The sequence below is a fragment of the Enterococcus sp. DIV0421 genome, from assembly GCF_051713745.1.
In the GTDB taxonomy this organism is placed as follows: domain Bacteria; phylum Bacillota; class Bacilli; order Lactobacillales; family Enterococcaceae; genus Enterococcus_D; species Enterococcus_D casseliflavus.
The window spans coordinates 1,918,715-1,940,913 of the sequence record NZ_JBIOQM010000001.1; the positions used below are offsets into that span (position 1 = coordinate 1,918,715).

The window sequence follows — 22,199 nt, forward strand, 5'->3', positions numbered from 1 at the left end:
GTAAACGATGGATGAACGAATTGTTTCGCCAGAAAGCACAGAACAAGAAGAGATCATCGAAAAATCCTTGCGTCCGCAAACCCTTGCCCAATATATCGGACAAGACAAAGTCAAGCAGGAGCTTTCGATTTATATCCAAGCGGCGAAAAATCGAGAAGAAGCGTTGGATCATGTCCTCTTATATGGTCCGCCAGGCTTAGGGAAAACAACGATGGCAATGGTGATCGCCAACGAGATGCAGGTCCAAATCAAGACGACCAGCGGTCCTGCGATCGAAAAACCAGGGGATTTGATTGCAATCTTGAATGAGCTGCAGCCGGGGGATGTTCTGTTTATCGATGAGATCCATCGCTTGCCTCGTGTCGCCGAAGAAATGCTTTATTCGGCAATGGAAGATTTTTATGTGGATATCATGGTGGGGCAAGGGACAACGGCTCACCCAGTTCATTTTCCGCTCCCGCCGTTTACCTTAGTCGGCGCAACGACGCGGGCGGGGATGCTCTCGGCGCCACTACGGGATCGTTTCGGGATCATTTCTCATATGCAATATTATGAAGACCATGATTTAAAAGAGATCGTGCAGCGGACTGCGTCGATCTTTGAAACGGATATCGTGGAAGAAGGGGCGATCGAAATCGCCCGCCGATCCCGAGGCACTCCACGGATCGCCAACCGGTTGCTTAAACGAGTTCGCGATTATGCGCAAGTGCAAGCGGATGGGTTGATCGATCGCACCGTTGCTGACCAGGCATTGGCGCTTTTGGCAGTCGATCATGCTGGCTTGGATTATATCGATCAGAAATTGATCCGCACGATGATCGAATTGTATCAAGGCGGCCCGGTGGGATTAAGTACGATCGCTGTCAATATCGGGGAAGAAACCGAAACAGTGGAAGATATGTACGAACCGTTTTTGATCCAAAAAGGATTTTTGAAACGCACCTCGCGTGGGCGGATCGCAACGCCGTTAGCCTATGACCATTTTGGCTATCCCCAAAGAAGTGAATAGAACGAAGCAGCAATCAGCGATGGTTGCTGCTTTTTTGTGTTCTTGGTGAAACGTTTCTTTTTATTTTTTAATGATTTCTGAGAATTAATCGATGTTGAAAAAATACAATATTTGTGAAATTTGATTAAACGGAAATGTTTGTAAAAATTATTTCTTTTGAAAAAGCTGATATGAAAGCTTTTTTATTTGTGAGGAACCCAACAAAATTTGTGAAAAAAGAAAAGCTGAAAAAAATAATTGGAAAGGCTTGCATTTTCGATTGGCAGCGGATATAATCTTTTTGTAGAAACGTTTCACCAAAATGTGGAGATATAGGTAGTGTTGCGAGGATAGAAAGAAGGAGATTTTGTGTATGAGTAAACTGCAAAAGTTTTATAGTCAACGGCAGCTTCACTGGATGGTTTTTCCCGGCGTGGCATTTATGATCGTATTTAATTATATTCCGATCTACGGAATTATAATCGCTTTCAAAAACTATACGGTGATTGACACGATTTCATCAGCACCATGGGTCGGGTTAGAGAATTTCCGTATCATTATGAATGACAGTTTTTTCTGGGAAGCGGTTAGAAATACGTTAGCCATCAGCTTATTGAAATTAGGTTTAGGTTTTGCGATCCCGATTGTGTTAGCCATTATGATTTTTGAAATGCAAGATGGCCGCTTGAAGAAATTTATTCAAACGGTTTCATACATTCCCCATTTTTTCTCATGGATCGTGCTAGGTGGGATGATGATTTCTTGGCTGTCAACGAACGGCTTTATCAACCAAGTGCTGATGTCTGTAGGATTGATGGACAAAGGGGTCAATCATCTATTGGATCCAAGCAAATATTGGTGGATCGCGGTCCTTTCTGATCTATGGAAAGAAGTCGGCTGGGGAACGATCCTTTACTTGGCAGGTATGTCGCGGATCGATCCAACGTTTTATGAAGCCGCACGAATCGATGGTGCCAGCAAGCTAAGACAGATTCGTTCAATCACATTGCCATTACTGACACCGATCATCTCCTTAAACTTGATTCTGAATGTGAGCGGTATCTTAGGGTCAAACCTAGATCAAACATTAGTTTTAATGAATTCACAGAACCAAAACCGTTCAGAAGTCATCAACTCCTTCGTTTATAAAATGGGGTTGACGCAAGGTGATTTCTCTTATGCAACTGCTGTCGGCTTGGGGATCGCGGTCATTTCTGTCATCTTATTGGTGATCACGGATCGAGTGACCCGCAAGTTGAACAACGGCAATTCAGTTATCTTATAGGAGGAAAAAACATGATCAAAAGAAAAGCAAAAGAAAACACGTGGTTTTACTTCTTCAATACCGTGATCTTGATTTTATTCTCATTGATGATCATCGTACCGATTTGGAATATCTTGGTTTCCTCCGTGTCTTCTAGTTCTGGATTAGCGGGCAACGGCCTCGTGTTATGGCCCAAAGGCTTTACCTGGGAAAACTATCGGAAAGTTTTTTCTGACGCAAGTATCCCCCGTGCCTTCTTGATCTCAGTGTTAAAAACGGTTCTTGGGGCTGCGACCCATACCTTGTTTTGTGCGATCGTGGCTTACGGATTGAGTAAATCACGCTTGGTCGGCCGCAACATCTATACAACGATGGGGGTCATCACCATGTACTTCAGTGGTGGGATGATTCCAACATACTTGCTGATTCGCTCGCTAGGATTACTGGATTCTTTCTGGGTCTACATTATTCCAGCCTTGTTCAGCTACTATGATGTCGTGATTTTAATGAACTTTTTCCGTGAGATTCCGCCTTCACTCGAAGAATCTGCGAAGATCGACGGTGCAAGTGAATTCCAAATCTTCTATAAAATCTTCTTACCATTAACGAAACCGGCCTTGGCAACCATCATCTTGTTCAACGGGGTTGGCCAATGGAACGATTTTATGACGACAAAACTGTATATCACAAAAGAGTATCTCTATCCGCTGCAAATGAAGATTTATGAAATCATCGTCCAATCCAACTTGAGTACGATGACTGAAAGCGGTAGTACCGACTTTATCGTCCAAGCAACGACCCGTGGGGTTCAGTTGGCTACGATCGTCATCACGACAGTGCCAATTTTAATTATATATCCATTGCTTCAAAAACACTTTATCGGCGGTATGATGGCCGGTGCAGTAAAAGAATAGAAAGAGGGATAGACATGAAAAAAGTAGTAGGCGGTTTATTGGCAGCATCAGCATTACTCAGCTTAGCAGCATGTGGCGGCAGCTCAGACAATGCCAGCAGTTCGGATTTTTCTATCAAAGATCGGTATGAGTTAGATGAAAAGACACCAGCATGGAAACTCGATACCAAAGAAGAACCAACCAAGATCACATGGTACATCAATTCAGACTGGACAGCTTTGCCATTTGGTGAAGATGTGACGACAGCCCAAATCAAAAAAGATTTGAACATTGATATTGAATTTATTTCAGGGGATGATTCGAAATTAAATGCTTTGATTTCAAGTGGTGATATGCCTGATATCGTGACGTTGATGGATAAAACCAGCCAAGCAGCCACAAAAGCTGATAGTTGGGCATACTCATTGAACGATTTAGCGGAACAATACGATCCGTATTTGATGAATGTCGTGACCGAAGATACCTTCAAATGGTTTGCTTTAGATGATGGCAAAACTTATGGCTATCCAAACTATTCCAACACAGCAGCAGACTACGAAAGCGGCAATATTCCCGTCAACGACAACTTTGTGATCCGTGAAGATGTCTATGAAGCATTAGGCAAACCAGATGTTTCGACTCCAGAAAACTATGTGAAAGTCATGAAAGAAATCAGCGAGAAATTCCCTGATTTAACACCAATGGGCTTCACAACGATCGGCGAAACAGCAGGACCATTCTTAGATAAATTGCAAGATTTCTTAGGTGTTCCATTAGAAGATGAAGATGGTGCGTTCTACGACCGTAATTTAGATGAAGAATATATCTCATGGTTGAAAACCTTCAATCAAGTGTATCGTGACGGCAACATCAGTGATGACAGCTTTACCGATGACGGTCCAACCTATGATGAAAAAGTAAAACAAGGGGACTATGCAACGATCTTAGTCGCAGGAACGAGCGGACAAGGTGGGAACTTCACTGAATTCATGAAAAACTCTGACACACGCTACATCGCAATCGATGGCCCTGCCAGCACGTCTGGTCGTGAAGCAACCTTGAACCAAACAGGAATCTCTGGCTGGTTGATCAACTACATCACAAAAGATGCGGCGGATCCAGCAAAAGTAACCCAACTCTTCACGTACTTGATCGATGAACCAGGACAAATTTTGACAAAATTCGGTGTTGAAGGCGTGACGTATGAATACAACGATGAAGGCAAAATCGATTACTTGCCAGAAATCAAAGAAATGGAACAAACCGACAACGAAGGCTACAACAAAAAATATGGTATCAGCCGTTTCAACTACTTTAACAATGACCGTGTCAATGCACTGAAAGTCAAAACCGAAAATGCGTTGACTCAAATGCAAGAGTGGGGCGAAGGCAAATTGTATCCACACTTTGTGATCGAAAATACGGATCCAGATGCTGGAACTGCTGAAGCACGTTCAAACACAGCCATCAAAACCAAAATCAACAGCACGATCATCTCATTGATCCGTTCAAAAGATGAAGGAACATTTGACAGCACACTAACCGACTTTGAAAGCTTCTTAGATTCAAACAACTGGGATGCAATCAAAGACATTAAAACTGAAAAAATGGCCGAAAACCGCGAACGACTAAAATAACCCCCATAGGAGAGGAAAGGAAGCCAAAAAAAAGACCTTTCCTCTCCTTTGCTTTGAAACACAGGTTTTGCGCGTACTTTGCGCAAAATCTGATGTTTCAAAGTACTAGGCGACCGCAGGGAGCGTAGTGACCGTACAAAGAATCACTGCGATTGGCTCACGTAGTGAGACATGCAAGCTGCAAGCTGCAACCCAGAAAACTGTACGTTGAGAAACGACCCAAATTCACAAGAAGGCAAGAAACAAGTTTACGTAGCACCCGCAGCACAAATCAGCAAGTTTTGATTGGAGGATCATAATGAATCGACTATTTTCTTATGAAGGATGGTACTATCGGGTCTTTGCTTTTTTAGCAGATATGATCATTGTTAGTTTTCTCTTTATGATTCCAGCGATGACGCTGATTCTCGCAGGACCAGCATTGATCGCGCTGTATCAGACGATCGATCAATTGTACAAGGAACGGGATGTCCCGATTTGGCAGCGATACAAGCAAGCATTCTTAAGCAACCTCAAACGTGGGCTCTTCTTAGAAGGTCTTATTATTGCGTATGTCGCAGTCTTTGCTGGGTTGATCTATTCCTTGATGATGATTACACCTTACTTTGGCGTTTTAGCCGTGATCCTCGTCAGCTTGGCTGCGCTGTATCTCGTCGTGTTCGTTCTCTTGTACAGCTTGTTTGCCCAATCATTGCAAGAAACAGCAAAAGAAACGGCCTATGCGGTTCTTAGCAGTACGGCGAATGCGATCATTTTATTGGTGATCCCCATTCTTGTCTTTGTATTGTGCAGCAAAGTGAACCTATTCTTATTTATTTGTTTAGGGATCTCAGGCTCAGCCTTTGTCCAAGTGTTGTTTTTCAATAAAGTATTAGCGAAGGGGGAAGAGACAAATGACTGAATCCACAGCGACGGATCGATCCTATTTTTGGGCTTCGGTCCAACAAGAACTTGACACCCTTCCGCTAGCCTTTGAAAGAACCAAACAAGCGCCTTTGCTGAAAGGGATTGATTGTTTTACGATTTCTTTTCAAAGTCTTGGTAATGAAACGATCTATGGGCATCTGCTGCTGCCAGAACAAGCGGCAGATTGTCCAATCGTGATTGATTTTTTAGGCTATATGAATCATGTGCAAGAACCGTTCCAATTTGCTCATTGGTTATTGATCGGCTGCGGCTGTCTTGTCATCGACAATCGCGGACAAGGGGGACGCACGCAAGATCAGGTTCCCTATGAAACCACGCAGCATGAAGCACCTTTTGGACGCGGCATCTTGAAAAAAGAAGATTTTTATATGAAGCGATTGGTCGCAGATAGTTTGCGCACACTAGAAGTCCTTCAACAGATACCGGAAATCGATCCGCAGCGCATTATTTTAAGAGGCGGCTCACAAGGAGGCGGCATCGCCTTATTGGTCAACGCATTAACGAACGTCCCGATTTTTGCGACGTTTGCCGATGTGCCAAGCCACTCCAATCTTGTCCATCGGATCGAACAAAAAACAGGAAGTTACCAGGTGATTCAAGAGTATATCGAACAATTTCCAGAAACGCGGGAAACGATCTATCAAGTCATGAGTTATTTTGATTTGAAGTATTTTGCTCATCAGATAACTGGTCCTGTTTATACATCGGTCGGCAGTGCTGATCCCATCTGTCCCATGGAAGATTTCTTCGTTTCCTATAAAAAGATTCCTGGACCGAAAGAATTACGTATTTACTTAAATAAAGGGCATGGCGGCGGCGAAGCGAAACAAATCCGACGTGAGATGCAGCAAATCACAAAATTACTCAAAGGAAATGAATGCAGATGAAAGCAGCAACCTATAATCTACGAGTCGATACCGACTATGACCAAGAATGGCAATGGCACTATCGATCGGAGGCGGTCTGCTCCTTGATCGATTACTACGACTGGGATGTTCTGGCGATCCAAGAAGCTCGTCCCAGCCAATTTGCAGATTTAGCAAAGTTAGCGCAGTATGCTTCCGTCACGGCTGAACGTGACGGTGATGGCTTAGGCGAAGGCATCGGACTGTATTATCAAAAAGAGGCTTTCGAGTTATTAGCTTCAGGTTCGTTTTGGTTGTCATTGACACCGACTGAACCAAGTATTCATCCAGAAGCTGCGTATTCACGCTTATGTGTTTGGGCAGTCTTGCAGGAAAAAAAGAATCCGCCGTTTCTTGCTATCACGACTCATTTAGATAATATTTCAGAAATGGCTCGTTTTGAAGGGATGAAAGTGATCCTTGAGCAGCTGGCAGATCAGATCGAACGCTATCCTGTATTGCTGATGGGCGACTTGAATGCGGAGCCAACGGAGCGGGTGCATCGGTACTTAGAGCAGCATTTTCAAAATGCCAAAGAACATGGACAAAAGCCCCATCATGGGCCAAAAGGCTCCTATCAAAATTTTATTTATACGTTACCATGGCAAGAACTAGAAGAAATTGATTATATCTATACGAAAGGCTTCACGGTGGTCAAAACCGCCTGTCTAACGGATTCTTATGATCGTCGTTTTCCCTCCGATCATTTCCCTTTAGAAGCAGAAGTCCAATTTGAAGAAAGCAAAGGATGAATAAAAATGGAACAGCAGAAATTAACCGAACTACTTTCAGAAATGACCTTAGATGAAAAAATCGATCAGTTGCTGCAACTGGCAACGGCTTTTTATTCAGATAAAGCAGAAGAGAAAACAGGTCCGATGGGCGACTTAGGACTGACACAAGAAAACATCAACAACGCGGGAACAACGCTAGGTGTTTCTGGTGCAAAAGAAGCGATCCGCGTCCAAAAAGAGTATATCGCCAATAACCGCTTGAATATCCCGACGATATTGATGGCGGACATCATTCACGGCTTTCGGACGATTTTCCCGATTCCATTAGGATTAGGTAGTTCATGGGATTTGGCAGCAGCGGAGAAAATGGCGGAAGTATCTGCCAAAGAAGCAGCTGTTTCTGGCTTGCATGTGACCTTTTCACCGATGATGGACTTAGTAAGAGACCCACGCTGGGGCCGTGTCATGGAATCGACGGGGGAAGATCCTTACTTGAACAGTCGTTTCGCTGAAGCCTTTGTCAAAGGCTATCAAGGGGATGATCTGCGAACGGATTTCAACCGCGTGGCTGCTTGTGTCAAACATTTTGCGGCTTACGGTGCGGCTATCGGTGGTCGCGATTACAACACGGTCAATATGTCAGAACGCCAACTGCGAGAAAGTTATTTGCCAGGCTATAAAGCAGCCCTTGATGCTGGTGCCAAGCTGGTGATGACCTCCTTTAATACGGTAGACGGCATTCCAGCAACGGCCAATCGCTGGCTTTTCCGCGATGTTTTGCGAGAAGAATTCGGGTTTGAAGGCGTTGTGATCTCTGACTGGGCAGCAATCAAAGAAGTGATCGCTCATGGCGCAGCGGAGGATGAAAAACATGCCGCTGAACTAGCCATCAAAGCTGGGGTCGATATCGAGATGATGACGACTTGCTACACCGATAACTTGAAAGAGTTGATCGCAGAAGGCACCGTTGAGGAAGCCTTAGTCGATGAAGCGGTGCTAAGAATCTTGACCTTAAAAAATGAGCTAGGGCTATTTGAAAATCCATACCGCGGCGCTGATGAAGCCGCTGAAGCAGCCACTGTTTTGTCTCAAGAACACCGAGAGATCGCCAGCGATATCGCAAAGAAATCAATGGTGTTGTTGAAAAATGAAGGTGTCCTGCCGTTGCAGAAAACCGAAAAAGTCGCGATCGTGGGCCCAGGCGCTCACTCCCGTGATCTATTAGGTGCTTGGTCTTGGCAAGGGAAACAAGAAGAAGTAGTGACTTTAGTGGAGGGTGCCCAAGCCTTGGGTGCGGATCTGTTGATCGGTCAAGAGCCCTTTGATTATTTTGCACCGTCTGAAACGGCGATCCAAGAAGCAATCGAATTAGTGAAGGCAGCCGATAAAGTGGTCTTAGCACTAGGAGAGCAGGAATGGATGAGCGGCGAAGCTGCCAGCCGCAGCGACATTCGTTTGCCGCAAGCCCAATTGTCCTTGGTTGAAACCTTAAAAGAATACAACGAGCAATTGATCGTAACTCTTTATAACGGTCGTCCTCTTGATTTGCAAGGTGTAGATGCAGCCAAAGCGATCGTCGAGGCTTGGTTCCCTGGAACCGAAGGCGGAAACGCACTTGCTCAGATCCTGTGGGGAGAATACAATCCAAGCGGTCGCTTGAGCATGTCATTCCCAGAAACCGTTGGACAAGTTCCTGTGTATTACAACGTTGACAATACCGGTCGTCCTTATGAAAGTGCACCGGATGAAAAATATGTCTCGAAATATTTGGATGTCTCCAATTATGCCAAATATCCATTTGGGTTTGGCTTGAGTTATAGCCCAGTTGCGTATTCTGCGGTGACGTTGGATCAGCCGACTATGACCAAAGATCAAACGGTCACGGCTTCCATCACTGTTACGAACCAAGGAACAGCAGCGGTCTGGGAAACGGTCCAATGCTACATTCGCGATTTAGTCGGTGAAGTGGTTCGCCCAGTGAAAGAACTGAAAGGCTTTAAGAAAATTTGGCTAGAGGCTGGCGAATCAGCAACCGTTCAATTTGAGATCACGGAAGAACTGCTGCGCTATGTCCACAGCAACCAACAATTAAGCAGTGATCCAGGGAAATTCCACATCATGATTGGTGGGAACAGCCGAGACACCCAACAAACAACCCTGCAATTAGTTAGGTAAGATAGGAAGGTTTCTATGACGAAAAAAATAGTGATGAATAACGCAAATACGACCGTGACGTTTTTACCAAACGGTGATTTATATGAGATCCAAAGTCACGGTGTGATGATCAATCAGTTGAACGGAAATGCGCTAGATGGTAGTTTGAATCAAATCTATCTACGTCTGCGTGAGGCGGGGGAGTTGTCCTTTATTCCCTTGATCGGTTCAAATGCTAACAGTGCCTTTGCCTACTCAGAAAAACAGCTGACTTGGACTGGGACGTACCAGTCCATCGATTACCAAGTTGATTTCCAATTGGCACAAGATTGCTGGTTCTGGCGGGTTCAATTGAGTGGTTCTGGGGAAGCGGAACTAGTTTACGGACAAGACCTTGGCAATGCCACCAAAGGTGCTGTTCAATCCAATGAAGCCTATGTTTCGCAATATATCGATCATCATGTTAGCCATGATAAGGATCGCATCGTGCTTTCTTCGCGCCAAAATCAACCACAAAATGGTCAATTTCCATTGGTGGAACAGGGCAGCTTCCAAGCCTTAAAAGGTTTCTCGACGGATGGCTATCAATTTTTCGGTCGCAGCTACAAAGAAACGAATCAACCAGCTGCACTTAGCCAAGAAACGTTAGCCAATGAAGTGTATCAATACGAATTTGCCTATACGGCACTGCAAACGCAATGGTTGACGGTAAGTGAGACGCCTACGGAAATCGTTTTTTACGCAGCGGTCAAAGCCAATCAAGCGACGGCAGTCAATGAACCGCAGTTTGCACTTGAAACGCTAAAAGAAACGTATCAAGCCTTGTCCTTTGACTCGTTGCAAGCAACGGCGCAGCAACGAAAAAACTTCGGTCGACCGCTCACAGGGCTGACATTTTCCACAGAAGAAATCAACGAGCGGTTCCCGCAGCAAGAAGCAGTGGAAATCGTTGACCAACAGCTTTATTCCTTTTTTACCCCTGACTATCACCATGTCGTATTGAAGGAAAAAGAAGCACAGATGGAACGCTCCCATGGGCATATTTTGATGAGCGGACAAGAGTTGATCGTCGATCAACCCATTTTGAGCACGACTGTTTACATGACGGGGATGTTTAACTCCCAAATCGTATTAGGCAATACGAACATGAATAAATTGTTGAGTAATAGCCGCAACTCATTGAATCTGTTCAAACGTTCTGGTCAGCGGATCTATCTGAAAGACGGCGATCAATGGCGGATTTTAACGATGCCATCTGCTTTTGAAATGGGCTTGAATTCGGCGACGTGGTACTACAAAACAGCGGATGATGTCATTCAAGTAACGACCTTCACGAAAGCAAACGGACGCACGATCGCAACCACCATCACCAGTGAAGCAGGACGTGCCTACACCTGGGCCATCACTAATCAATTTGTGATGGGGATCGATGAAGCCGCACCGACTGCTGCTGTTACGCAAGACCAACAATTGCTCACCATCAAAGGAACAGCGGATTCACCGATTGCGGAAACTTATCCAGAATTGACGTATTATCTCCATGCAGCTCAGCCTTTTGAACTGACCGATGAAGCAATATTCAATGTGGCCGCTGCTGATAGCACGACCGTATTGACCTTTGCAGAACAGGCGACGGTTTCCTTCGTGATCCAAGGCACACTGACTGGTGAACCCTTTGTTTCCGAAACGTTAGATCGCCAGCAAGAAGACACTGCCTATACGGCCTTTGTCGATGATTTGTTGAATCAGTTTGAATTGAAACATTCGCAGGCGGACGTTACATCCTTCAATCACTTGGCACGCTGGTACACCCACAATATGCTTGTTCATTACTTGTCTCCTCATGGTCTTGAACAGTACGGTGGTGCTGCTTGGGGGACTCGAGACGTTTCCCAAGGACCGACTGAGTATTTCTTAGCACTTAATCGTCCTGAAATGGTGGCGTCCATCATCGAGCATTTGTTTGAAAATCAATTTGCAGATGACGGCAACTGGCCACAATGGTTTATGTTTGATCGCTATGAGAAACAAAAAGCCGATGAGAGCCACGGAGATGTGATCGTCTGGCCAATGAAAGTCGTTAGTGACTATCTCGAAAAAACCAAAGATTTCACGATTTTGGAAAAAGAACTGCCTTATACGGATCGCGCAACCTTCCTGAAAACCAAGACCAAAGCTTCGTTGTTTGATCATTTGAAAAAAGAAGTGGCGTATATCGAAGCGAACTTCTTGGAAGGAACGTACCTGTCTTGTTATGGCGATGGCGATTGGGATGACACCTTGCAGCCAAATAACAGTAAGTTGAAGAAACAAATGGCCAGCAGCTGGACCGTTGCCTTGACCTATGAAGTATTGAAAAAATTAGCCAGCCAGTTGCAGGCATTTGACCCAGAGTATGCCAAACATTTAACAGAACTGTCTAAGGGCATCAAACACGACTTTGAAAAATACATGTTAGCTGCTGATGGCACTTTGCCAGGATTTGTCTATATGGAAGATAGCGAGCACGTGGAACTGATGGTCCATCCGACTGACAAGAAAACTGGTATCCAATACCGCTTGCTGCCGATGCAACAAAGCATGATCGGTGAGCTGTTATCTCCCGAACAAGCCGATCATCATGTGGCGATCATCAAGGAGCATTTGCAATTTCCAGATGGGGTGCGCTTGATGAATCGTCCAGCGACTTATGCGGGTGGTGTCAGCACCAATTTCAAGCGAGCAGAACAAGCAGCCAACTTTGGACGAGAAATCGGTTTGCAGTACGTTCACGCCCACATCCGCTTTACCGAAGCGATGGCGAAATTAGGTCGAGAAGAAGAGACTTGGCAAGCGCTTGGGGTCATCAATCCGATCCAGATCGCTCAACGGGTCGAAAACGCGGAGATCCGTCAAGCAAACGCGTATTTCAGCAGTTCTGATGGCGATTTCAAAACAAGGGTTGAAGCCCAAGAAAATTTTGGTAAACTTAAGGAGGCAGCAGTCGGCGTCAAAGGCGGCTGGCGCATCTATTCTAGTGGCCCAGGGATCTATATGAATCAGTTGATCAGCAATGTGTTAGGCATACGTACTTTTGTTGATCACGTTGAACTTGATCCCGTCTTGCCAGCGGAGCTAGCAGGGTTGACACTGACGTATCGACTCTTTGATCGGCCGGTCGAAATCGTCTATCATTCGGCAAGTACGCCGAAAGTATTGATCAACGGGGAAGAAATGTCCACTGAGTTTGCGGAAAATCGCTACCGTCAAGGTGCGCTTGTCCTGAAGAAAGCAGCACTTTGCGCCAAATTAAACGAAAACCAAACCAATACGATCGATATTTATCGTTAAGAAAGGAGAAGCCATGGTAGGAATCAAAGATATTGCCCAAAAAGCGGGTGTCTCCATATCCACCGTTTCGTATGCATTGAATGGCAGTCCAAAAGTGACCGAGGAAACCCGCGCGCGGATTCAAGCGATCGCAAACGAATTGAACTATGTTCCGAACATGGCTGCTCGCACACTGAAACGCAGACAAACCAATATCATCGGTGTTTATCTCGCCGATTACGCCGGAAGTTTTTATGGGGAATTGCTAGATGGCATCAAGAAAGGGCTGGAACTTTTCGGCTATGAAATGATCGTCTGCAGCGGCAAGAAATCACACTTGTTTATTCCTGAGCGGATGGTGGACGGTGCCATTATTTTGGATTGGACGTTTCCAGCAAAGGAAATCGAGCAATACGCCCAACGAGGGCATCAAATCGTCGTGTTAGACCGTGTCTTGTCTCATGAAAACATCCATCAAGTCTTGTTAGACAATAAAGGAGGGGCTGCGCTGGCGATCGATCGCTTGATCGCTGGACAAAGCCAAAAAGTCTTCCTCTTAGCAGGGCCAGAAAAAGGCTACGACAGTCGGGAGCGCTTGGAAGCCAGTACGAAAGAATTGACGCGCTTTGGTATTCCTTATGAAGTCATTCCTGGTGACTTCACGGAACCTTCTGGTTATCGAGCGGCAAAACAGCTCTTAGCAAATGATCCCCAGTTTCCCATTGATATCTTTGCCTTCAATGATGAAATGGCGATCGGTGTCTACAAATATGTCCGCGAGACCGACTATCGCATCGGAAAAGAGATCCGCATCATCGGGTTTGATAACACGGAATTAGGCGCTTTTGTGCAGCCGCGCTTAGCGACGATCTCCTATTCGAAACATCGATGGGGCATGGTGGCAGCTGAGAAAATCGTACAATCGATCCAAGGGGATCCAGTGGCGGACGAGCATATTTATACCACTTTTGTGGATGGCGGATCATTTATTTAATTGATCCATTAAAGAAAAAATAGTTGAAAAAGGAATGGTGAAATGGGAAGGATTTTATCTTACAGAACATACCAAAGCAATTGATGGAGAAAGAACTATTGAAAGAAGTAAACCAATTCAAAAGTTCCAGATGGATGTTAATGAGATCGCCGAAACTTTAAATCAGGCAACACTCAAGAACAAATCAGTAGCTATCTAAATTGAAGCGCATGATCGAGATGGGAATTACTTTCCTGATATAGTTGGCCATACTTAGGGGGCATGATGAACTAGAAATATATGTTGGTGGTAATAAGGTTGGCTATGATAAAATTAGGAATATTAAAATAGCCAACATAACCAAGTGGTCGGACAAAAGTAACCTCTTATAAAAAGTACTCACAAATTATTAAATTATATTAGCGATAATTATTTAAAGCTAGCTTTCTGATATAATAGTTTGTAAAGGAGTGCTAAGATGATTAACTTTTTAAAAGGTTTAAAAATAAGAATCCTATATATATATTCAATGATTTCGCTACTTATAGGTGTCTATTTAAGTGTAAATTGGATTCCTGTAAGCGTTGAAGGACTAAGCAAATCCCAAAAACAGGAGCTTTTAAGAGAAGGATCAATCAACTGGGAACTTGGTGTAGTTTTTAAGGTATTAGCCCTGATACTTTTCTTGGGTGCACTAGTAAAATCCATTATATATATCTTAAACAAAAAGAGATAAGCGTAAAGCTCATCTCTTTTTATACTATCTAGAAACTTCGTGGATCACTTCGATTTTATAAGGAATGATAAAGCCTGCTCTTTGCATTGCATAACAATAATTGTTTCCGAATCCCACCTCGAAGTTGCCATCATAACCATTTAGCTCCCATTTGAAATCAAATATATCCGTAACCTTTACTTGAGTCCAATAATTTCCATTGGCTTGTTTCTTATAAGTTACTGTGTAACTAACTCCACGTAACGCTGTGTGAAGTTGGCCGCTTAGAAATGTATAACTTCCTGAGAAAGAACCAGATTTTTTACCTGTAGAAAATGCTTCTTTTTTAAGTCTAGAATAATAAGCGGTCATTAACTCCTCGCCGTCTACAGTCTTTGCCCAGCTATCGTTTTTATTAACATATGTCGAAGGTTTCCATGTTGGATTCCAATAGTAATTCTCAGCAGAAATAATGGCGTGCTTCATATAAGCAGCAGTCTGATTGTGACCTTTTTTCTTAACCATTGATATACCTTTATTGTATGCAGCAATTGCAGCCGCATAAACTGGATTTGCAGGAGTTACCGATGATCTAGCACCTATCTTAGACTTTGGTTCAACATAAAAAGGATCAACTGATTCGGCAACGTCCGCTTTATACTCTTCCAACAATGCATCTTGTTCGGCATCATAGGAATTTAAAACTGTTAAACTCTCATTTAAAGATGCGTTGAACTCTTCAGCACTATCAGAATCTTCAAACATTCTAATTACACCATCAATATACTCTCTATTGGACTCTTCATTGGATATTGCCTCATTAATTAATGATTGATTAGTTTCATCTATTTCAAAACCATTCTCATCTGCATAACCATTTATTTGACCAAAACTTAAAACTGATATACCAAACACTACACTAATTAAAAACTTCTTCATTGTTTTAATCTCCTTTTTCATTAATAATTTACTAACAAAATTAATATAACATACTATAATATATAAAAAGTGTTTTAAGTTATATTTATATCCTAACAATTTTGTAATATGTAGGAAAGGATGTAAAATTGAACAAAGTTGAATACAATAATATGCAAGTAAACCTTCGTTCTTTGCGGCACAAACTTGATTTTCAATGCATAATATTCGTTATACTGTATTATTAAAAAACGAACATAATAGGGTATTTATGAAAAAAGTATAAAAATATTAGGGTTTACTTGTTGGTTATAATTGGATTTGTAGGAGGCTATTTTCTATCTGTAGATCCAGCTAAAGACTTCTATGGTGATTGGTATGGTGTTGCTAACGAGGGGAAGGAGAGTTTTATTTTAGAATAGATAAAGAAAAAAATAATCGATTATGGAAATGATGATTATAATTCACCTGGTTTTCCTTACACAGTGAAAAAGTCTGGAAATGGATTTTATATTGAAGTGTCTGATGATGAGCTAAAAAATATTTTTCCCGAATTAATAAACTTTAAGTATAAAAACAATATGACATTTTTACTGAATGATGATGAAGAATCAATTGAGTACTTTGTGGCTATAGATGGTTTTTTGAATAATGTAAAACTACATAAAACATCCTTTGAAGATTCGTATAACAAAACCGAAGAGTCAACCTCACAAAGTCTAATAGCAAGTGAAACAGAAACTTCTTACAGTTCTTTGCTTAATGAAACTCATTCATCAGAAACGACATCATCAATTGATTCTCCAAAAGTATCAGATCTAAGTGAAAAAATTGATTCATTTATTGCGAATTATACGTCAATTCCACCAGATTAGATTATGGAAAAGGAACTTGATGGAATTACAATAAGAGCAACAAACTTTGCTGCAACAAATGAAGCCGAGGCATCATCTATTCAGTATCATTTGCTAATGGAGAGGCAACATCTTGCAACGATGTATACGCACAAGTCATTGGAGAATAATAGCTATTTTCAATAGAGGCTAATATGCAAAAAGATAAATCTGAGCAGGATGAAACTCATTCTAGCTCAGATTTTTTTGAATATTATTTTCCTTGTTTTGTATTCATATTTGTAGAATCATTCATACCACTTATCGTCCTCTTAGTTTGTTTATTTTGTCGTGATTTAATCATATTAGAGAACGATATTTTTTTTAATACCGAAAATGAAAATGAGGCTGAAGAATCAATTTTGACTCATCAGTCCCATAAATTATAGAGCCTTTCTTGCGGCTTTCTTTTATGGGCTTTTGTCACAGTCTCTTTTTTGCGTTATTTCAAAAATAACTTTACTTATTTTATCAAAATCAGTGATTTATAAAAAAAATAATAATTTTTATTTTGTTATTTTATATGCAATGGAATTTTTAAATAACGTTTTTTATTCATTTTTGATTATAACATTATCATTATCTACAGTCAGAAGATAGGAAGCGTTCTTTTAACTTATTATTTTAGGTCGTTAGAAAAGAGTTTTGTGCCGCTGAATTTTGTCAAATATTATAACTTTTTATTTATTTTTCTCATCTTAATTTAATTATGAGTGTTGATTTATCCCTCGTTTTTTGTATGATTTATGAAAGAGAAAAGCAGTTTTTTTGAAAAGAATCGATGATTCATCCTGATAATTTGCGCTTTTTTTCAATCGATGAGTCACAGATAGCTCTAAGATGTGGAAGTTACAAAAATCAGAATTATGAAAAATAAATTATAATCATAATTTTGAATGGAAGAAAAAAAGAATTATAATTCTCTTTCGCCAACTCGCTAAACTAAGAGTTGTAACACAGGGCGTGCACTGCGCGATACGTTTATTTTTTTAAGATAGGAGGGATAAAGTGAAACGGTTTTTAACAACTTTACTTGTTTTTCTACTAACATCAGGTCCGTGTTTTTCATATGCAATGGTAGTGGCACAAGCCGAAAGTGTTACAAAAACAAGTGAAGAACAAAGTATGTCTTCTTCTGACCCTGTCGTTTCATCGATCGACAGTCTGGAAGAGACGAACGAAACTGAAGTGCAAGCATCTAGTGAACCTGCTTCGACAGATTCGTCTACAGGAGCCACTGACACAGCTTCATCTGAAACAGAAGCTTCATCGGAAGCTGTAGAAGAAGTACAGGTGACCTTTCTGACAGACACGGAGCATCTATTTGCTACCGGGGAAACCCGCACTCAGATCAGCAAAAACAAAGGGGAAGCACTAAAAGAAAGTGAGTTGCCAGTTTTTGAAGATGATACTGCTTTTGAAGGCTGGTCGTTAGATGGCACGGTCTATACAAGTCAAGCGTTGACCGAATTGATTCTCACGGAGAACCAAACCTTAACTGCTGTTTTTAAACCGACGGTTAAGGCAAGAGCGGCGGACATCTCGTTGGCAGAGCAATCGATCAAAGAGATCATTGCAGAAGCCGATAAAACGAAAGTGATCGCTGTACCAAGCCCAGCTGGAGATGGATCAGCATATGCGGAATACACCAATAGTGCTGAAGGCATTCGTCAAGCGTTGTTTGATATGTATCAAAACGGCAATGGCCAAGAATTTGCTTTGTATGTTGGCTCGGGTGGATCGCTATCACTGCCAACGAATCTGACTTCAAAGACGATTCCAGCCACAGTCGATAATACGAACATGACTTTTTATGCGCTACAAGGAAAAGTCAGCCGCTTGATCATCACAGGGCATAGTGATGATCCCATCACAGATGCAACAACGTTGACCACTGGGAGTCGCACGGTTGCACTTGGCACGGACATTTACTTCGGTTCTGATGTAGTGATTCGAAACCTCAACTATAGTGGTACGAGGATGTACATGAATGGGTATAGCCTTTCATTGAACGGTGGGTCCACCGGGAATGGTCTTGCGATTTATGGGGGAAGCAACAATGGCGACCTTTCGGGAAACCCAACAATCACATTGAATGCGACAGGTTCAGGAACTTGGAACATTTATGGGGGGAATCAAAACGGTGGTACGTTGACCGGGAATACAGCGATTGTCGTAAATAATACAGTAGGTAATATCAGTACGATCGCTGGAGGTGCCAATATCGGTACGATTGATGGGAATACCAGTGTCACGATCAATCGTTTGAATGGGACCTTAAGTAATTATTATGGGGGCGGTGTCGGAACCACTACTTCAAATACAGCCAATGTTACTGGTAATGTCGCAACAGTCTTTCAAACAACGAACACCAATTTCCGTTTAGGAACCTACTATGGCGGTGTTCAATACGGCAACATTGGTGGAACAGTCAACAATACTCTCACAGGAGTGGGTGGTTGGACCGGCACAGGATTGAATTATTATGGTGGTTCCAGAGAAGGAAATATTGGACTGACACGAGAGCAAACGGCCATTACGAACCAAGTAGACACTAGCGCCTATTCTACAGGAGCGGCCTATTTTATTGGCGCCAATCGAACCAATGGAACGATTACTGGGAGTATTGAAAATACGATTAAAGCAGGAGACTACAATCAAGGGTCTTTCAATCGTGTCGATGGTGGAGCAGGAATGGACGTGAGTGTTACCAGTCTACAAACTGGATCCGATAGTGTGTATGACGCGATGACACCTGATGATCGTCGGGCTTACGCTGAAACCACAGCTCGCTTTAAGGTATACGGAGATATTACGACGAAAATCCTAGAAGGCTGTGTCAGTTATGGAGGAGACAACTTATCCTATACGCGGGCAGCTGGGTACGGCGGTTTTATTGATGGCAACACAACTGTTGAAGTAGGGGTATTAAATGATTCCCGAACGGTTGGTGGTCCTGGATTTGTCTATAGTTATGGAGGACGGTCCTATAAAAATGGTGTGGCCTATTCAAACAGCTTGAATTCACGTGCGAATGGTGTCGGAACGTTTGATATCGTAGGCGGAGGCGGTACCAATGGTGTACAAGCAACCAATCTTTATATTTATGGGGATACAAAAACAGTCTTAAACAATGTAGTTGCTCGTTGGACCTATGGCGGTGGCTTTTCAGGGATCATCGAAGGAAACACGTCAAACATCTTGAATGGTGGGATCGTTGATACGTTAGAAGGTGCAGGATATACCGGGAAACGTGTATTCGGTGATTCACATGCTGAAGTAAATTACGGTCAAGTTGACTGGTTTCTCAGTGGTGGTGGTTGGGGTGATGCCAAAATTACAGGGGACGTTTCAGTCACTGTTCATGATGGTATCATCAATGCCTCAATGGGTGCCTCGTATGGGTATTTTTCAGGACACACGATCAATGGTAATTCTGATAATCGAATTTACGGCGGAGATTTTTCTGGAACACCTCGGACAGGTCCAAGTGCTTTTTCCGGGGGAATCACGAATGCAGGATCGCTGCTAGGGGATGCACAATTAACAATCGATTTAAGAAACTATGATGGAGAATTCAAGCTTCCTTCTGGAACGAACATCTCAGGCGGTAATCCGTTTAACAGTACAAATATCGTTGGGACCGACAGCTCCAATACGATTACATTGAACATTTACACAAAGCCGGGGTCAGATGCGCTGAATGGGGCAACGATCTATGGTGATGGCGGACGGACTGCTAGCAATACGAGAAGCGGCAAAATTTATATGAATATCCAGGCGGAAGGATCAAGTATCGGGAATTTATACACCACGTATTATTCCAATATTTCTTCCAATCAAATTTTAAGAGATGTCGAGATGCGACTTCAAGGAGCCAAAAGTATCAATGGGATCTCAGGCGGAAACGCGTCAGATAACTTTACGAACACGATCGTAGCCAACAGCAGTAATCAAGTGAAGATGAACTTTGGTGAAAATGTCGATGGGACAGCTTCTTATCAAACTGATCCAATCGCTGTGACGGGTCTGGGGATCGTCAACTTTACCGAATTGAATGTGACAAACGGCATCAAGCTGATGGCCAATGGGGGAGACATCAAAAATGGCCGTTCAGCGACTGCTGCCAATCACGCAACGACCTATCATCAGTTCGGTAACATCCATCTTTCCAAGGATGCTGGTATCGGGATTTCTTCCGCAACGAATTTGATTTCAGGAGCGAAGTTAACGGTAGAAGACAAAGGGACGATCGAGTCGCCGCCGGGAACGGGGCGAATCAATCTCTCGGATTTCGCCACACCAGATACGGATAAAGATCATTTAACGTGGCTGAAAACGACGACCAATGATGCAGGTTCTCGAGTCAACAGTCAAGGAACGTGGTTTGGTGCGGTTAGTGCCTATCAAGTACTGACCATAAATCCAACTGCTGCTAATGCTGCAGCGATCACGCCAATCAATTTCAGCGGGATCGAAAAAGCGACTGGGAAAACCTTCATCGGGGACAACGATGTGACCAATGCAGCCAACGGGTACGGTATTGCGATACCAGGTTCGATCATTAACTACGAAGTCGAAACACCCGGAGTCGCGAATGGGATCGGTGCCATTAGTCACAATGTAACGGCAGTCAAAGAGAACAATACGCCGTTGACTTTGCAAGCATGGGGAACTGAGCAGGCGGGGACACAGGTGCAAAAAGGGCGTTTATTGATTCCCTACACGGTAACGGAATTGCCAACATTGACGTTCACACCAGAAACCCAAACGTCCGGTTCATGGGTCTATGGGGGTCAAATCAAATCCAGCAAGCTGGATAGCACGGATCAGCAGTTGACGGAACAACCAGATTCAGAGCCAGTTGATTGGACGAGTCCTGATGGGGAGTATAGTTACGATATCAGTGTCCGCTACTCAAATAAGGCGGAAGTCCAAGCCCGCAATGTGATTCTTACAGAACAAGAGGCACAATCGCTGACCAAAGAACAAGCTGTGACTTATCTCGAAGCTAGTGGGCGTCCTTTCTTTAAGGATACGCTGACAGATGAGGTCTTAGATTCGATTCAAGAACCGTTAGAAACAGCGGTCTATCGCAAACAAGCGATCACTTTCTCAGTAGGGGAAAACGATCAGAATCAGGCAGAAACTACCGTGAATCTGGTGGTGGTCAAAAATGAAAGTGTCATTTCTGCTGATCGGCAATTTGCCGTCTATGCAAAAGATGTCCGTTTGACCTTACCAGAAGCAACGGCGCTGAGAGATGAAGCCGCTTTGGCAGACTATACCCAAGCAACCACGATTTTTGCAGATAATCGGGCAAATGTACCACCGACTGTCGATCCGCAAGCTTTTGCCGCGATCCAGCAAGCAACGGAAGCTGAGCTGTTGAAAAATGTGTCAACGGCTTACCATTATGAAGCAGGCAGTCAACGGGCAGAAAAAGTCGTCAATGTCGCAGTTGCCGGCGAGCTTATTTTAAGCAGTGTGCCAACAGACTTTGATTTTGGGCAGCAGAAAGTTGCCACAGAAACACAAGATTATTGGCCAACGATCACAGGCGAGCTAGCAGTGAAAGATACGAGAGGGTCCGAACGGAGTCCATGGCGCTTGACGGTCAAAGAGCAACAGCCATTAACGGATGGGACAGATCAATTAACCGATGTCTTCCGCTTTGTGACAAACGGTCAAGAACAGATGATAACCAGTGGGGAAATGATCATCGAGGAAACGGAATTGACAGAAAATGGCACATACGTCGTGAATCAGCACTGGGGCGAAAGTCAGAATGAAGGAATCAAGCTTACCGTTCCAGTCGAACAGCAAAAAGTCGGGGACTATCAAGGAACCTTGAGCTGGCAGCTAGTTTCGGCACCTGGCAACCCATAA

The 22,199-nt window shown here is 43.2% G+C and carries 15 protein-coding genes; 14 read left to right on the forward strand and 1 reads right to left on the reverse strand.

Going from position 1 to position 22,199, the window contains the following annotated elements:
- The first annotated feature begins 7 nt into the window (after positions 1–7).
- From ruvB to IGI96_RS09395, 12 genes are all read left to right on the forward strand, one after another.
- Positions 8–1,009 carry a Holliday junction branch migration DNA helicase RuvB gene (gene ruvB / locus IGI96_RS09340; protein WP_005227171.1) on the forward strand — a complete coding sequence of 334 codons (1,002 nt, stop codon included), beginning with the start codon at positions 8–10 and terminating at the stop codon, positions 1,007–1,009.
- A 352-nt stretch (positions 1,010–1,361) separates the two neighbouring features.
- Complete coding sequence (locus IGI96_RS09345) at positions 1,362–2,273, forward strand: ABC transporter permease (protein WP_005232388.1); 912 nt, start codon at positions 1,362–1,364, stop codon at positions 2,271–2,273.
- An 11-nt stretch (positions 2,274–2,284) separates the two neighbouring features.
- Positions 2,285–3,166, forward strand: coding sequence for a carbohydrate ABC transporter permease (locus tag IGI96_RS09350; RefSeq protein ID WP_005227173.1), 882 nt, complete (start codon positions 2,285–2,287; stop codon positions 3,164–3,166).
- A 14-nt stretch (positions 3,167–3,180) separates the two neighbouring features.
- On the forward strand, positions 3,181–4,782 hold the full coding sequence (locus tag IGI96_RS09355) for a sugar ABC transporter substrate-binding protein (protein WP_005227174.1): 1,602 nt from the start codon (positions 3,181–3,183) through the stop codon (positions 4,780–4,782).
- Between the two features lie 298 nt (positions 4,783–5,080).
- Positions 5,081–5,683: a DUF624 domain-containing protein gene (locus IGI96_RS09360; protein WP_086338977.1), complete on the forward strand. Its 603-nt coding sequence runs from the start codon at positions 5,081–5,083 to the stop codon at positions 5,681–5,683.
- Complete coding sequence (locus IGI96_RS09365; protein WP_016609538.1) at positions 5,676–6,596, forward strand: acetylxylan esterase; 921 nt, start codon at positions 5,676–5,678, stop codon at positions 6,594–6,596. The genes IGI96_RS09360 and IGI96_RS09365 overlap by 8 nt, the downstream gene beginning before the upstream one ends.
- Entirely contained in the window at positions 6,587–7,366 is a 780-nt protein-coding gene (locus IGI96_RS09370) for an endonuclease/exonuclease/phosphatase family protein (protein WP_081357390.1), read from the forward strand. Before IGI96_RS09365 ends, IGI96_RS09370 begins: the two co-directional genes overlap by 10 nt.
- A 6-nt stretch (positions 7,367–7,372) precedes the next feature.
- Positions 7,373–9,523, forward strand: a complete 2,151-nt coding sequence (locus IGI96_RS09375) for a glycoside hydrolase family 3 N-terminal domain-containing protein (RefSeq protein ID WP_438785064.1) — start codon at positions 7,373–7,375, stop codon at positions 9,521–9,523.
- A 15-nt stretch (positions 9,524–9,538) separates the two neighbouring features.
- Positions 9,539–12,832, forward strand: coding sequence for a GH36-type glycosyl hydrolase domain-containing protein (locus IGI96_RS09380; RefSeq protein WP_086338979.1), 3,294 nt, complete (start codon positions 9,539–9,541; stop codon positions 12,830–12,832).
- A 13-nt stretch (positions 12,833–12,845) separates the two neighbouring features.
- Complete coding sequence (locus IGI96_RS09385; RefSeq protein WP_015508838.1) at positions 12,846–13,805, forward strand: LacI family DNA-binding transcriptional regulator; 960 nt, start codon at positions 12,846–12,848, stop codon at positions 13,803–13,805.
- Positions 13,806–13,839: 34 nt separating this feature from the next.
- A complete protein-coding gene (locus IGI96_RS09390; protein ID WP_164890381.1) occupies positions 13,840–14,004 on the forward strand; it encodes a hypothetical protein in 165 nt (54 codons plus the stop codon).
- A 258-nt stretch (positions 14,005–14,262) separates the two neighbouring features.
- Positions 14,263–14,520, forward strand: a complete 258-nt coding sequence (locus tag IGI96_RS09395; RefSeq protein WP_008376271.1) for a hypothetical protein — start codon at positions 14,263–14,265, stop codon at positions 14,518–14,520.
- A 24-nt stretch (positions 14,521–14,544) separates the two neighbouring features.
- On the opposite strand, the gene IGI96_RS09400 is transcribed toward IGI96_RS09395, so the two are convergent.
- Complete coding sequence (locus IGI96_RS09400) at positions 14,545–15,438, reverse strand: hypothetical protein (RefSeq protein WP_086338980.1); 894 nt, start codon at positions 15,436–15,438, stop codon at positions 14,545–14,547.
- Positions 15,439–15,902: 464 nt separating this feature from the next.
- On the opposite strand from IGI96_RS09400, the gene IGI96_RS09405 reads away from it, so the two are divergent.
- Positions 15,903–16,292: a hypothetical protein gene (locus IGI96_RS09405; RefSeq protein ID WP_086338981.1), complete on the forward strand. Its 390-nt coding sequence runs from the start codon at positions 15,903–15,905 to the stop codon at positions 16,290–16,292.
- A 1,026-nt stretch (positions 16,293–17,318) separates the two neighbouring features.
- Positions 17,319–22,199 (forward strand): hypothetical protein, encoded by a 4,881-nt coding sequence (locus IGI96_RS09410; protein ID WP_254907878.1) that lies wholly within the window; start codon positions 17,319–17,321, stop codon positions 22,197–22,199.

What these genes read in the sequence shown, in the direction of transcription:
- ruvB (WP_005227171.1), top strand. Translation starts at nt 8, where the DNA reads ATGGATGAACGAATTGTTTCGCCAGAAAGCACAGAACAAGAAGAGATC.
- IGI96_RS09345 (WP_005232388.1), top strand. Translation starts at nt 1,362, where the DNA reads ATGAGTAAACTGCAAAAGTTTTATAGTCAACGGCAGCTTCACTGGATG.
- IGI96_RS09350 (WP_005227173.1), top strand. Translation starts at nt 2,285, where the DNA reads ATGATCAAAAGAAAAGCAAAAGAAAACACGTGGTTTTACTTCTTCAAT.
- IGI96_RS09355 (WP_005227174.1), top strand. Translation starts at nt 3,181, where the DNA reads ATGAAAAAAGTAGTAGGCGGTTTATTGGCAGCATCAGCATTACTCAGC.
- IGI96_RS09360 (WP_086338977.1), top strand. Translation starts at nt 5,081, where the DNA reads ATGAATCGACTATTTTCTTATGAAGGATGGTACTATCGGGTCTTTGCT.
- IGI96_RS09365 (WP_016609538.1), top strand. Translation starts at nt 5,676, where the DNA reads ATGACTGAATCCACAGCGACGGATCGATCCTATTTTTGGGCTTCGGTC.
- IGI96_RS09370 (WP_081357390.1), top strand. Translation starts at nt 6,587, where the DNA reads ATGCAGATGAAAGCAGCAACCTATAATCTACGAGTCGATACCGACTAT.
- IGI96_RS09375 (WP_438785064.1), top strand. Translation starts at nt 7,373, where the DNA reads ATGGAACAGCAGAAATTAACCGAACTACTTTCAGAAATGACCTTAGAT.
- IGI96_RS09380 (WP_086338979.1), top strand. Translation starts at nt 9,539, where the DNA reads ATGACGAAAAAAATAGTGATGAATAACGCAAATACGACCGTGACGTTT.
- IGI96_RS09385 (WP_015508838.1), top strand. Translation starts at nt 12,846, where the DNA reads ATGGTAGGAATCAAAGATATTGCCCAAAAAGCGGGTGTCTCCATATCC.
- IGI96_RS09390 (WP_164890381.1), top strand. Translation starts at nt 13,840, where the DNA reads ATGGTGAAATGGGAAGGATTTTATCTTACAGAACATACCAAAGCAATT.
- IGI96_RS09395 (WP_008376271.1), top strand. Translation starts at nt 14,263, where the DNA reads ATGATTAACTTTTTAAAAGGTTTAAAAATAAGAATCCTATATATATAT.
- IGI96_RS09400 (WP_086338980.1), bottom strand. Translation starts at nt 15,438, where the DNA reads ATGAAGAAGTTTTTAATTAGTGTAGTGTTTGGTATATCAGTTTTAAGT.